Origin of the sequence: Bacillus cereus (assembly GCF_002564555.1) — a bacterium.
GTDB classification, from domain to species: Bacteria; Bacillota; Bacilli; order Bacillales; family Bacillaceae_G; genus Bacillus_A; species Bacillus_A cereus_K.
Window position 1 is genome coordinate 376,383 of record NZ_NUVD01000104.1, and the last position, 13,689, is coordinate 390,071.

Here is a 13,689-nt window from a genome sequence, read left to right on the forward strand (position 1 = left end):
TTTCACCTTCTCATTTAAATTGTTTCATATGTTTGATATTCTTCTTCTCCAAGCGCTAGCTTTGCTTTCATTCGATCTTCTTCTCTTTGGAAGCTAATACGTAATACTCCAAGCAATCCTTCACGCGCTTCTAATATTTGCAAGTTCGTAATACTAATTTCTTCGCGTGCCAAAATACTCGTAATGTGAGCTAATGCACCTACTTTATCTAAAACATCGACATATAAATCGTGATAGGCAGGAATTGCACCTCTCTTTCGTACTGGTAAAGAATCACGGTATTCTTTCGCGTCTGCAAAATAATTTTGAATCTCACCTGCATCTCCAGTAGAAACTGTATCATATAATTCTTCCATTTCAGAGATCCACTCTTTTAATAATACCATTAAATGCTCTCGATTTTGCTTTACAATATCACTCCACATTTTCGGGCTACTAGATGCGATGCGTGTAATGTCTTTGAATCCTCCAGCAGCTAGTTGATGAATGAGTGGATTATCGCCTGCATGCTTCTCAACTTGCTTTACTAATCCTGCCGCGATAAGATGCGGGAAATGACTAACAATCCCTGTTACATAATCATGCTCTTCTGTATTTAAAACAAGGAAATGTGATCCTGTTCCTTTTAGCCATTCTTTTAGCTCTTCCACTTGTTCATTTCCTACATGATTCATCGGTGTTAAAATGTAAAATGCATTTTCAAATAAATGTGCTTTTGCACTTTCAACTCCCGTTTTATGAGAACCTGCCATCGGATGTCCACCAATGAAAGAAACTTCCTTTGAAAATAAAACTTCCGCTTCGTTCATAATCGTTCCTTTTGTACTACCAACATCGGTCACTATAACATCTTCTCGTAAACGGAATGACGCTAGTTTGTGTAATAGCTTCTTCGTTTCTTCAACTGGAGAAGCAAAAACAATTAAATGTGCCTCTTCACATGCACGCTGTAAATCTACTGCTACTTCATCTACTACGTGTAATTCTTTCGCGCGTTCTACTTGTTCTTGAAATATATCATAACCTGTTATCGTTACATCGTGCTCTTTCTTAATTGCTAATGCAAGAGAGCCTCCTATTAAACCAGTTCCAATTAATACTACTTTTTTATGCATTTGCCTCATCTCGAGACTTACTTTTTTTATTTTCAAAGTGTTGTTTTAACACTGAAATCACTCCTTCATTTTGCTCCCTTGTTCCGATTGTAATACGAACACCATTCGGGAACGGACGAATAATAAATCCTGCGTGTGCACAAGCTTCATAAATATCTCCAGCATTATCTACCGGCAAGAAAATGAAATTTGTTTGCGACGGGTAAAATGGAATAGCGTTTTCCTTACAGAAACTTTCGTATTGTTGTAATCCCTCTGTATTAACGCGTACAATTTCTTCAATAAATGCTTCATCGTTAAAAGCAGTTGTTGCAGCTTTTTGCGCTAATGAAGATACGTTAAATGGTAAACGTACGACATTTAATTTCTCGATTAACTCTTCGTGTCCAATCGCATATCCAACGCGGAAAGAAGCTAATCCGTATGCTTTAGAAAACGTTCTAAGTATAAGAATGTTGTTATGTTTTTCTAGAAGCGGTAATGTCTCCGGGAAATCTTTTGCTGTTACGTATTCATAGTACGCTTCATCAATGACAATTAACGTATTTTCACTAATGCCCTCAATAAATTGAGTTAATTTTCGCTCATTAACATATGTGCCTGTCGGGTTATTCGGATTACAAATCCATACGATTTTTGTATTGTTATCAACTGCTGACGAAATTTCGTCTAAGTCGTATACACCGTTATTTAATGCAACTTCTTTCACTTCACATCCTTCAATAACCGCATGATGACGGTACTGCGGGAATGTTGCACCAGCCGTTACAATGTTATCTCCAGCTCGTAATACGGCGCGACTTATTATTTGAATGACTTCATCTAGGCCACTACCGCAAAGTACTTGTTCCATTTGAACATGTAACTTATCTGCGATTGTTTGACGGAGCGTTGTAGCACCTCCGTCAGGATATAATGCATGTTCCAACCACGATTTTTGCAACTCTTCTAAAACACGTGGTGAACAGCCGAATGGATTTTCATTCGATGCTAATTTCACAAATGAATGATCTCCATACACTTCTTTCATTTGTTCAGGTGATTTACCTGGTTTATATGGTTGTAATGATGAAAGCTGCTCTTTTACTTGCATGTTAAAACCACCTTTTTATTAAAATTCTTTTGCGTATTTGTTATGTTGCGTAATGTTTTGCTGAATTAAATCCATACGATCTTTTCCGAATTGTTCGACTAGTGCATGTGCAAGTTCCCATGCTACAACAGATTCAGCTACAACACCTGCTGCTGGTACTGCGCAACTATCAGACCTTTCAATACTCGCTTGGAACGCTTCTTTCGTATCAATATCAACGCTTGCTAACGGTTTATATAATGTAGGAATTGGCTTCATAACGCCTCTTACGACAATTGGCATTCCTGTTGTCATACCGCCTTCTAAACCACCGGCATTATTCGTTTTTCTCGTGTATCCATTTTCTTCGTCCCACAAAATTTCATCATGGACTTTACTTCCTGGTTGTCTTGCCGCTTCAAAACCAACTCCGATTTCAGCACCTTTAAATGCATTAATACTCATAATCGCACCAGCAAGTTTTGCATCTAGTTTACGGTCGTAATGAACGTAACTACCAACGCCAATTGGTATACCTTCTGCAATGACTTCGACAATACCGCCTATGGAATCTCCGCTACTTTTTGCGTTATCAATCGCATCCATCATCTCTTGTTCTACTTCTTTATCTAAACATCGAACTGGTGAGTTCTCAGTAATTGTTTGAATTTCTTCAATTGATAAGTTTGAAATATGCGTTGCTTTTACTCCACCAATTTCAAGTACATGCCCTGCAATTTCCACGCCTAATTCTTTTAAAATTTGTTTCGCAACTGCACCAGCAGCTACACGAACTGTCGTTTCCCTTGCGGATGAGCGCTCTAATACGTTCCTTATATCTCGGTGGCCGTATTTAATCGCTCCGTTTAAATCTGCATGACCTGGACGTGGTTTTGTAATTGTACGTTTCATTTCTTTGCTTTCTTGCTCTGAAATTGGTTCTGCGCCCATTACTTTCGTCCAATGTTTGAAATCATCATTTTTTACGATTAACGTAATCGGTGAGCCAAGTGTCATCCCATGACGAACACCACTTACAATTTCAACTGTATCGGTTTCAATTTGCATGCGTCTTCCGCGTCCGTGCCCTTTTTGTCTTCTTAATAATTCTTTATTAATATGTTCCGCCGCGAGTGTTAAACCTGCAGGTACACCTTCTAAAATAACCGTTAACTGCGGACCATGTGATTCTCCAGCTGTAATGTATCTCATTTCTCTTGCCCCTTTACTATTTTTTGTACAAAAAAGTCCCTACTGAGCGCTCAGTAGGGACGATGTTTATCGCGGTACCACCCTAGTTGTAGACAACTGTCGTCTACCTCTCTTCTTCTTTAACGATCGCTTGACCGTCCTTCCCTCCATTATTGGCGGGAAAGATGCTCCAAGGCTGTAATTCATGCTTATCTTTGTACTGATTCACACCGACCATCAGCTCTCTTTAACAGGGAGATAAGCACTACTATTTCCTCTTCAGCGCATATATGATATGGAATTAAGATAATTTATTTTTGAAACCTTTTAACTCATCCATGAATCTATGGAATTCTGGAATATCCATTTGTTGTGCAGAATCTGATAATGCAACTGCTGGGTCTGGATGTACTTCAGCCATTACTGCATCCGCACCAATTGCTAGTGCCGCTTTCGCTGTTGGTAATAATAAATCTCTGCGTCCAGTTGAATGCGTTACATCAACGATAACTGGTAAATGTGTTTCTTTCTTTAAGATCGGTACTGCTGAAATGTCTAGTGTGTTACGTGTCGCTCTTTCGTATGTGCGGATACCACGTTCACATAGAATAATTTGATCGTTACCTTGCGCAATAATGTATTCCGCTGCGTTAATGAACTCATCAATTGTTGCTGCTAATCCACGTTTTAATAATACTGGCTTGTTAACTTTACCTACAGCTCGTAGTAAATCGAAGTTTTGCATGTTACGTGCGCCAACTTGAATTACATCAACGTAGTCTAATGCCATTTCAACATCATTCGGATTTAAAATTTCACTAATAATCGCTAAGTCGAACTCATCTGCTACTTGGCGTAAAATTTGTAATCCTTCTACTCCTAAGCCTTGGAAATCGTATGGAGATGTTCTCGGTTTGAAAGCACCACCACGCATTAATTTTAAGCCTTGGTCTTTCATCGCTTGCCCTACTTGGCGAACTTGCTCTAAACTTTCTACCGCACAAGGTCCCATAATGAACGTTTGTGTTCCGTTTCCAATCAATTCACCTTTCACATTAACGATTGTATTTTCTTGTTTCTTTTTACGTGATACTAATAACGCTTTTCGGTTATCATCTTCTTGCAACTCTAAGCTAGCTTTGAAGATTGTTTTGAAAATATGTTGAACCGTTGACGTTTCGAATGGTCCTTCGTTATGCTCTGCGATCATGTCAAGTACTTCACGCTCACGTACTGGATCGAAGCGTTTCGTACCTTGTACTTGTTTTTGTTCCCCAATTTTTTGAACGATTTCACCACGTTTGTTTAAAAGGTGTAATAGTTGCAAGTTAATTTCATCTACCTGTTTACGTAATTGATCTAATTCATGATTTGCCATTTGGAAATCCTCCTCTAATGTTTTAAAAGTATAGTAAGAGAATAGAAAATTCTCTATTTTCTGAATCGGTTGATTATACAAATTTAAAGTGGAATCGATACCTCTTCTTATTTTAAACTAATAATTACCACAAAGACACTATCTACTAGTTTAAAAACACTTTTTTTGTACAAAAAATCCCTACTGATTCAATCAGTAGGGACGATATTTATCGCGGTACCACCCTAGTTGTAGACTCACTTTCAGTCTACCTCTCTTCATTGTTAACGATCAATGTGACCGTCTTTCCCTTCGTAAAGATAATAATCTTTACTACGAAAAAGATGCTCCAGGACTGTAATTCGCTCTTGTTTTTGTACTGGTTCGCACCAACCACCAGCTCTCTGTTACAGGGAAACAACAACTACTTCTTTTCCTTTCAACGCATGACTATTTTATTTTCAAGTTAGGCCACTAAAATACAAAAAGTCCCTACTGAATACATCAGTAGGGACGATATTTATCGCGGTACCACCCTAGTTGTAGACTCACTTTCAGTCTACCTCTCTTCACTGTTAACGATCATCTGACCGCTTTTCCTTCATAAAGATGAAAATATCTTTACTACGAAAAAGATGCTCCAAGACTGTAATTCATGATTATCCCTGTACTGGTTCACACCAACCACCAGCTCTCTGTTACAGTAAGACTAACCACTACTGTGATCTCTTCATTGCACTTTGTTTATTCAAATGTTTTTGAAATTGAATAAGTATGATTCGTATTATAGAACGCTTTTCAAAACACTGTCAATAACTTTTTATATATTTTTTAAAATTCCTCTTTCGCCCTATAATCCCTCTTGTAAATTCCCCATTACAATTCCGATACGAATCATCTCATTTTCTATTAAATTTAATACATTTTTTTCCATTCCAAACTGGGCTAATTGTTCATTAATTTGTATAATTTCATTTTCAATAAAATCAGCTTCCTGGCGTGTTTGTAGCAAAGTAAAAAACACGTTTGCATACATTTCTTTATACGCTTTCATACTCTCTTTCTTTTCGAGCATTTCAATAAATAACTGCTTCATTTCCTCCCCTGTACATTTCCCATTTACCTCTAAAAATGTACGAGACAGAATACATAATCCTTTTTCTAAAATCTCATCCATGTATAAAATAATACGTAAAATCATTACATATTCTCTCGTTGTTATCCCACCCATTTTTGGTCGTTCACGTAAAAATATACTGAGCCAAGCTGTCCAAAATTTTTGCTGTTCTTTTACGCTCAATGTTTTAATGTAATAACATAAATACTGCATAAATTTTATTTTATTCTCTTCATTTTTTTGTATAAGTAGAGGGTATAACCAATCTGTTTTTTGCTCCCAATACAGTACACATTTAATAAATACAAAGCTAAGCCACTTTAAGAAAGCTTCCCTCGTATGCGGATGTAATACTTCTAAATGTTCTACTGCATACTTAATAAATCGCTTCATTTCTGTAAATAAAGGTAAATTAATTTGTGTATAACATAAACCTGCCCACGCATATTTCGTAATCTCATTTTCTTTCTTTAAATCTAAGTAAGGTAACAAATATTTTCGGCACCATTGCTTCTCAATATGATATAGAAATGTAATATCTGCTATTAAACGAGCAAACATAAAGTTTGTCCGTTCCGAACTAACTCTTACTTGTTCTTCAAATAAAAATAAATATTCATACACATTACGATCGTATAAATGATCATATGCTAACAGTTTTAATAATACAGCTGTCATTTTCCCAACAGGATGTTGAATGGATTCATTGTAAAAGTCTTGTTTTCCAAGCTTAAAATCCGTTTTCCCTTTCATTACTTGAGGAAATACTGAAAAAGCAAAACGTTTTACAACTCGTATACTATTCTCCTCTAACTCTTCTAATCGATTACTAATTTCATATAGAAAACTACTAATTAACCAATGAAAATCAGTATTTCTAACAAATTTCTGTAATAGCGGAATAATTTTAGGGATTTGCTCACTTGTCAGTCCTCGGTTATTTCGCCACTCTCTAATACACACAAACCATACTTCATTACTTATTTCGTGCACACCTACTAATTGATATGCAAATGAAATACTCCACTCTGTATTCAATTTACATGCTTTTGATAACATTTCTAAAAAATGGCGTTGTTCAAAAACACCATCTTTCGAAAATTGCCGAACTTGCTTCATTATTTCATCGTCTTTCAACTGCAATAATCCATCAGCAGTTACATTGCAAGTAATATTTTGTTCTGTAGATTCTTTCTTTTGTACACTATATCGATCAGAATGAAAGTGTGGATGTTTCTGTTTCATTAACTCGTATCCTTTTGCTGTAGATGGACTATTCGAATCACATGTGAATAATAAGTCTAAGACGAGACAGACATCGAATGCCCTTTCTTCTGTAAGATGCATCATTACAGTTTGAATGACTTGTTCTTTTGTTTCTTCTAAAGAATTTGTATAATGCCTTTTTAAAAGTTGAGAAACCTCGTGTTTATAAGTGACATCTAAAAGAAATCCTTCATCTAGCAACCATTTCATTTTGTCGTCTACGCTAACGAATATATTTTTACTCATCGCATCAATTGCGATTTGCTTTTGGAGTACACTATCTGCTTCTGTCATTTCTGTAATATAATAATTCGCTTTTTTCTCATTGTTTTCACATAAATAAGTTAAACACTCTTTTACAATTTGAATTAAAAATGCAAGGTCATTTTGATGAAACTCTTTCTCTTCATTTTCCTTATCTCTTTTTTTCAGCGCCGTTTGTCTTAATGACAACAATCGCATTTTCTCTAATCCCATCGTCATAATTGGAACAGCGTAATATGAAATATGCGGTCTCATCTTTTCATTCCAAATTTGCTCCACATGAGAAAATATAGACACCGGTAAACGACTCGATTCCTCGAGTTCGATTGATTCTTGCGTATCATTTCCCCATTTTCTTACACGCTTCAATTTAAGTTTTCCATCTAAAATAAACGTTAATAACAATAAAGCAATTTCTTTATGCTCAGGAAACGAACATTTTTGCAGTAAGTAAGAAATTTTTTCTATAGAGCTACTATCTTTTTCCGCAGTTTCTAACAATAGCAGTGTCCACCTTGCAAACAACAACGGATCCATCTTACTCTTCGTTTCGTTTAAGTAGATACAAATTGTTCTCCATAATAACGGGGATATTTTAGAATGATTTTTAAACATCAATTGAAATAATTCTTTTTGATGACTAAACAGAAATTGCTCCACTAACCATTCCGCAAGTAATTCATCAACCTCATCATAGTTTGGCGTAAGCAAAAATAAATTCCGTAATTTCCCTTCTGCTTCAAGCCATTCCACCCATTCATAATCTCGGGCAAATTCAACAAAGTATCGGACAGTTTCAATTTTTTTAATTGACTGCTTTATGTATGACAACTGTTCTTGTTCTACTGATGGTGGCACTATTACAATATCTCGAATGCGCATTCTTTTTGTAATATAATTATCACCCATTAACTCTGCCCAACGTTTCACCGCTTTTACGAGGGATTGATGATTATTTACTTTATTCGGATACACAATCGGTCTGATCCCTAAATGCTCCCAATGATATGTATTTTCTCCTTGTGCAACAAAAGCATATCGCCTTGTACTTGGTGGTAAACCAGTTGCTAAATATTTCATTACTGGGTCATTGTGACTATATCCAACGAATAAAACGGTGTAATTTGAGAATAAATCAACTAAAAACCTTCTCGCCCATCCTTCCGTTAAGTAAGCCCTTCCAAAATCACCGTCTGTTAAAATTAAAGCATCTTTCTCCTGCTCTACATTGCCGTGTATATAAGCAAGTCCTTTAAAAGCCCTCCCAGTCGGTAAAGCTGGTGCGTAATAAACATTAATCTCTCTATTCATTTCTTTAATTACAGTTGTAAAATGTTGATCAAAGTTTGTTGTTACAATGCGGACATCTGTATCTAAAGGAAACAGCCTCGGAATTGCATAATGCAGTGGGTTTGGTTTGGATTTTTCAATATGAACAAGATCTCTTGCAACTTGATGTACATCTTTCGTTTTCGCAATTTTACCAAGATAATAATCGTGCGGTTCTGTCATTTCACGTTTTTCGACATATAGCGTTTTTGCAATTTCATCAACTAAATCATCAAAATTCGGTAAGTTTGATTTCCCTTTCATAGAAACTCCCGCTCCAACAAATAACACTAATTTCCCTTGTTCAAGATGATCGATTAACTCCTCTGGAATTTCTACTTCTGAAGTAATCCACATCCTGGATTCCCCCTTACCTAAAAATGTCATATACTCTCATTTTACTATAACATTTTTTCTCCTTTTTTATAATATTTAGATAAAACTTCAAACATGAAAAAGTTTTATCTAAATAAGTCCGTTACAATGTATGAACTCCTGAATTTATTGCAAAACTATGTATAAATCGGAGGTGTAAATATTGAATGGTTTTACTGTAGTACTTATCAAATTTATATCGTGCATTATCGCATTTAGTATTGGACTCGCTTTATTTTTCCCTGCAACGTTTGTTCAAATTATTTCTTTCAGTCTCTTTGTGACAATCGTATCTTATATGTTTGTTGATAAAATTATTTTAAATCGAATTGGCAATTCTGGTGCCATTATGACAGATTTCTTACTAGCGTATTTAAGTGTTTGGATTTTCGGTAATATTTTATTAGACAACTATATGCAAATTGCATGGGGCAGTATCCTTTCCGCTATTGTCTTTACGTTATCTGAAGTAATCGTTCATCGCTTTTCTAATTCACACACAAGGCACAACAACGATAACATTCATATTAATCGCCGCTTTGCATATGGTACGGAGTTTGCTGAAGAACAGAATATATTGGATAAAGATAAGAAGAAGAAGTAACGTTTTGATGAAGGAGCTCCCTTTTTGGTCATGTGGTGCTCCTTTTTTTGTATTGTAAATTCAGTACATAAAATTACATAAGCGTATATATATCGATTCACCAATTTATTTAGACAAGGAAGTGATATTACATGCATTACTTTTGATTCAAAATATAATCACGTTATTCATGTACAGTTTTCCATTTAAACACCTCTATATACTTTTGAAATGTTGTTATATTTTTCTCCATAAAAAATATCCCCTTCAAGTACAGTGCAACATTCCACATTGAAAATGTAGTTTTTTACACTATCTCCTTAAAGGGGATAATTAACCTTTATGATTTATTGACTAAATAATACTTCTTATTTATCTACTTGTTTATGCTTGTTTTTTCCTTAAAACAAAACCATTTCAGTTTTTATGATGCATCTTCAAACTGACTATTGTATAAATCCGCATAGAATCCTTTTTCTGCAATTAACTCTTCATGATTACCACTTTCAATAATATCTCCGTCTTTCATAACCAAAATCAAATCGGCATTTCTAATTGTTGAAAGTCTATGTGCAATAACAAATGATGTTTTACCCACCATCAACTTATCCATTGCTTCTTGAATAAGCGCTTCAGTACGAGTGTCAACGGAACTAGTAGCCTCATCTAATATAAGCAACGGTGCTTTTTTTACCATTGCCCTTGCAATAGTAAGAAGCTGTTTTTGTCCTACAGATAAACTTGCTTTATCATTTAATGCTGTATCATAACCTTTTGGCAGGGTTCTAATAAAACGGTCCAGACCTACTGCTTTACAAGCTGCAACTACTTCTTCATCAGTTACATCTTTTTTGTTATAGATGATATTTTCCTTTATGGTACCTTCGAATAACCAAGTGTCTTGCAACACCATACAAAATAGATCATGAACATTTTTACGAGTAATCGACTTAGTCGGTACATCTTCAATCTTGATTTCACCGCTATCTACTTCATAGAAACGCATGAGGAGATTAACAAGCGTTGTTTTCCCAGCCCCAGTAGGTCCAACAATTGCAACTTTTTGGCCGGCTTTTATATGAGTAGAAAAATCTTTAATAATAAGCTTCTCTTTCGTATATCCAAACTTAACGTTTTTAAATTCCACGTTACCTTTGACATCTTTGGCATCTAAAGTAACTTCTTTATCACTTTCGTCTTCAAGTTCATCTTCTTCTAAGAATTCAAATACACGTTCGCTTGCTGCAGCAGTTGACTGCAAACTTGTAGCTGCCTGTGCTAACTGCGACAATGGCTGTGTAAATAAACGGATATAAACCATAAATGAAACAATAACACCAAATGTAATGGTACCCTGCATTGCTAGTGCAGCACCCACTACACAAACAACAACATAGCCTAAATTTCCAATAAAGATCATGAGAGGCATCATCATCCCCGACATAAACTGGGATCTCCAAGCACTATTAAAAAGACTTTCATTGATTTCATTAAATTGTTGCTTCGCTTCTTTATCACCATTATAAACCTTCACAACATCGTGCCCTGAATAGATTTCTTCAATATGACCATTCATTCTACCAAGGTCTTTCTGCTGGCGTATGAAATATTTTTGAGATTTAGATATGATGAAAATCATTAATACAAATCCAACAGCTGTTGCAGCAATGGCTGAAAGTGTCATCGTAACATTAATAGAGAACATCATAATCAAGGATCCTAAGAACATAACGACCGCTGTCACTAGCGAACCAATACTTTGGTTTAGAGTCTGGCCAATCATATCCACATCATTAGTCACACGACTTAACACATCTCCATAGGTTGTAGAGTCAAAGTATTTCAATGGTAATTTATCGATTTTGTCCGAAATATCCGTACGTAACTTCTTGGAAACTCGCTGCGTAATAGTTGCCATAATAAACGACTGAATATAGCTGAAAAGAAAACTCAATCCGTACAAAATAGCAAGGAATAGAGCAATTTTTCCTATAGCGGTAATATCAATATCACCTGCCATGCCCTCCATTATCAAATCGGTTATCTCACTAAGCTTATCTGGGCCAATAATAGTGAAAATGGTACCTATAACTGCCAATACAAGTGCAAAGATAACCGCTGGTACATAAGGTTTACAATAGGCGATTAACTTTCCCCAAGGCTTTTTAAAGTTTTTTGGCTTTTCTCCAGGAGCTGCCATTCTCCCTGGACCACCTGGGCCTTTCCGGGGATTATTTGTTTGATTATTACTCATTTTCCAGCTCCTCCTTCGATAGTTGTGAATAGGCAATTTCCTGATAAGTTCTACAACCTTTCAACAATTCGCCATGTTTTCCCATACCAACGATTTTGCCTTCATCCAGCACGATGATTTTATCAGCATCTTTAATCGTTCCAATTCGCTGTGCCACAATCAAAGTAGTTGCACCTTTCGTTTCTTTTTTCAAAGTAGAACGAAGTTGACGGTCTGTTTTATAATCTAGAGCAGAGAATGAATCATCAAAAATAAAAATTTCTGGATTTTTACTTACTGCTCTTGCTATAGAAAGACGTTGTTTTTGTCCTCCAGAAAGGTTTGTACCACCTTGAGCGATAGTCGCATCATATTGGTCATCCATTTTTTCTACAAATTCTTTTCCCTGTGCAATTTCCACTGCTTTTTTGATATCCTCATCTGTTGGCGGGTTCTGATCGCTATCACCATATGCCACATTCGATTTCACTGTACCTGAAAATAATACGGCTTTTTGAGAAACGTAGCCAAACTTATTATGAAGAGCCTCGATTGTGTATTCTTTCACGTTAATTCCGTCGACTAATACTTCTCCCTCAGTCGTATCATAAAACCTTGGGATTAAATTAATTAGCGTACTTTTACCACTACCAGTAGAACCAATTAAAGCGACAGTTTCGCCTTTACGTGCTGTAAAGCTAACATTTTCTAAAACATAATCCTCTGCGTTAGGATATTTAAAACTAACATTACGCAGTTCGATTTCACCTTCGATTCCATTAGGTGACGATTGCATTTCTCCATCAATAATTGTTTGGGGTGTATCTAATACTTCATTAATACGTGCTGCAGATACTGATGCTCTCGGCAGCATAATGAATGTCATCGCTAAAAGCATAAACGCCATAACTACCTGCATTGCATAAGATGAAAATACTACCATATCACTGAATAAACTGATTCTATCCACTCCACCTGCATTCATAATCAAATGAGCACCAATCCAATAGATAGAAAGAGTTAAACCTGACATAATTAGACTCATACCCGGTTGCATAATGGCCATCAGGCGATTCACCAAAAGATTTGTATCTGTTAAATCTTTATTTGCTTTTTCAAACTTTTCTTCCTGATACTCTTGTGCGTTATAGGCATGAACAACACGAATACCTGTTAAACCTTCTCTAGTCACTCGGTTAAGATTATCTGTCATTTTTTGGACTACTTTAAATTTTGGTAGTACAAAGATGATAATGCTACCTATCATAATTAGTAAAACAACTACAGCTACTCCTGTTGCCGCTGACCACTGCCAACTTTTCTCTGTAATCTTCAAAATAGCCCAAACTGCAAGGATAGGGGCTTTAATCATAACTTGAAGACCCATTGCAACAGTCTGCTGTATTTGCGTTATATCATTGGTAGAACGAGTAATAAGGCTTGCTGTTGAAAAACCATTAATTTCTTCCATTGAAAAAGATAATGTTTTTTCAAACACGCCCTTTCGTAATTCCTTTGAAAGAGACGTTGCAACTCTTGCCGCAAAATAACCAACAATAACTGACAATACCATACTACCAAGAGCACATAAAAGCATCTTTCCTCCAGCTACCCATATGTCGCTCGTTTCGCTCCCCTTTGTCTGCACAAGGGTAGTAATTTCAGACATAAAATCCGGTAGCTTCAAATCTAACCAGACTTGTCCTACAATGAACACGATGCTGGCTACAATAAGCATCCATTCTTTTTGTTTTAAGTATTTAAATATTTTTAACATATTTATATAT

Annotated in this window: 8 protein-coding genes and 3 other annotated features; of the genes, 1 reads left to right on the forward strand and 7 read right to left on the reverse strand. The window is 35.9% G+C overall.

Going from position 1 to position 13,689, the window contains the following annotated elements; genetic code table 11:
• Nucleotides 1–14: 14 nt before the first annotated feature.
• The 5 genes from tyrA to COI75_RS25595 all read right to left on the reverse strand — a co-directional run bounded on the left by tyrA (nucleotide 15) and on the right by COI75_RS25595 (nucleotide 9,068).
• Nucleotides 15–1,115, reverse strand: a complete 1,101-nt coding sequence (gene tyrA / locus COI75_RS25565) for a prephenate dehydrogenase (protein WP_000549202.1) — start codon at nucleotides 1,113–1,115, stop codon at nucleotides 15–17.
• Nucleotides 1,108–2,208: a histidinol-phosphate transaminase gene (gene hisC / locus COI75_RS25570; protein WP_001197359.1), complete on the reverse strand. Its 1,101-nt coding sequence runs from the start codon at nucleotides 2,206–2,208 to the stop codon at nucleotides 1,108–1,110. The genes tyrA and hisC overlap by 8 nt, the downstream gene beginning before the upstream one ends.
• Nucleotides 2,209–2,226: 18 nt before the next feature.
• Nucleotides 2,227–3,399 (reverse strand): chorismate synthase, encoded by a 1,173-nt coding sequence (gene aroC / locus COI75_RS25575; protein WP_001269409.1) that lies wholly within the window; start codon nucleotides 3,397–3,399, stop codon nucleotides 2,227–2,229.
• Nucleotides 3,400–3,451: 52 nt separating this feature from the next.
• Nucleotides 3,452–3,670, reverse strand: a binding site (T-box leader).
• 9 nt (nucleotides 3,671–3,679) lie between these two features.
• The gene (locus COI75_RS25585; RefSeq protein WP_001273578.1) at nucleotides 3,680–4,756 is read right to left on the reverse strand and encodes a bifunctional 3-deoxy-7-phosphoheptulonate synthase/chorismate mutase; all 1,077 of its coding nucleotides are present in this window, start codon (nucleotides 4,754–4,756) and stop codon (nucleotides 3,680–3,682) included.
• Between the two features lie 194 nt (nucleotides 4,757–4,950).
• Nucleotides 4,951–5,187 (reverse strand) — a binding site (T-box leader).
• 54 nt (nucleotides 5,188–5,241) lie between these two features.
• Nucleotides 5,242–5,478 (reverse strand) — a binding site (T-box leader).
• 107 nt (nucleotides 5,479–5,585) lie between these two features.
• The gene (locus tag COI75_RS25595; RefSeq protein ID WP_000265234.1) at nucleotides 5,586–9,068 is read right to left on the reverse strand and encodes a DUF4020 domain-containing protein; all 3,483 of its coding nucleotides are present in this window, start codon (nucleotides 9,066–9,068) and stop codon (nucleotides 5,586–5,588) included.
• Between the two features lie 181 nt (nucleotides 9,069–9,249).
• On the opposite strand from COI75_RS25595, the gene COI75_RS25600 reads away from it, so the two are divergent.
• On the forward strand, nucleotides 9,250–9,690 hold the full coding sequence (locus COI75_RS25600) for a YndM family protein (protein ID WP_001013093.1): 441 nt from the start codon (nucleotides 9,250–9,252) through the stop codon (nucleotides 9,688–9,690).
• A gap of 403 nt (nucleotides 9,691–10,093) precedes the next feature.
• On the opposite strand, the gene COI75_RS25610 is transcribed toward COI75_RS25600, so the two are convergent.
• Nucleotides 10,094–11,923, reverse strand: a complete 1,830-nt coding sequence (locus COI75_RS25610) for an ABC transporter ATP-binding protein (protein ID WP_000069809.1) — start codon at nucleotides 11,921–11,923, stop codon at nucleotides 10,094–10,096.
• Entirely contained in the window at nucleotides 11,916–13,679 is a 1,764-nt protein-coding gene (locus COI75_RS25615) for an ABC transporter ATP-binding protein (protein ID WP_000912330.1), read from the reverse strand. Before COI75_RS25615 ends, COI75_RS25610 begins: the two co-directional genes overlap by 8 nt.
• Between the last annotated feature and the right edge of the window lie 10 nt (nucleotides 13,680–13,689).

What these genes read in the sequence shown, in the direction of transcription:
- aroC (WP_001269409.1), bottom strand. Translation starts at nt 3,399, where the DNA reads ATGAGATACATTACAGCTGGAGAATCACATGGTCCGCAGTTAACGGTT.
- tyrA (WP_000549202.1), bottom strand. Translation starts at nt 1,115, where the DNA reads ATGCATAAAAAAGTAGTATTAATTGGAACTGGTTTAATAGGAGGCTCT.
- COI75_RS25610 (WP_000069809.1), bottom strand. Translation starts at nt 11,923, where the DNA reads ATGAGTAATAATCAAACAAATAATCCCCGGAAAGGCCCAGGTGGTCCA.
- hisC (WP_001197359.1), bottom strand. Translation starts at nt 2,208, where the DNA reads ATGCAAGTAAAAGAGCAGCTTTCATCATTACAACCATATAAACCAGGT.
- COI75_RS25585 (WP_001273578.1), bottom strand. Translation starts at nt 4,756, where the DNA reads ATGGCAAATCATGAATTAGATCAATTACGTAAACAGGTAGATGAAATT.
- COI75_RS25615 (WP_000912330.1), bottom strand. Translation starts at nt 13,679, where the DNA reads ATGTTAAAAATATTTAAATACTTAAAACAAAAAGAATGGATGCTTATT.
- COI75_RS25595 (WP_000265234.1), bottom strand. Translation starts at nt 9,068, where the DNA reads ATGTGGATTACTTCAGAAGTAGAAATTCCAGAGGAGTTAATCGATCAT.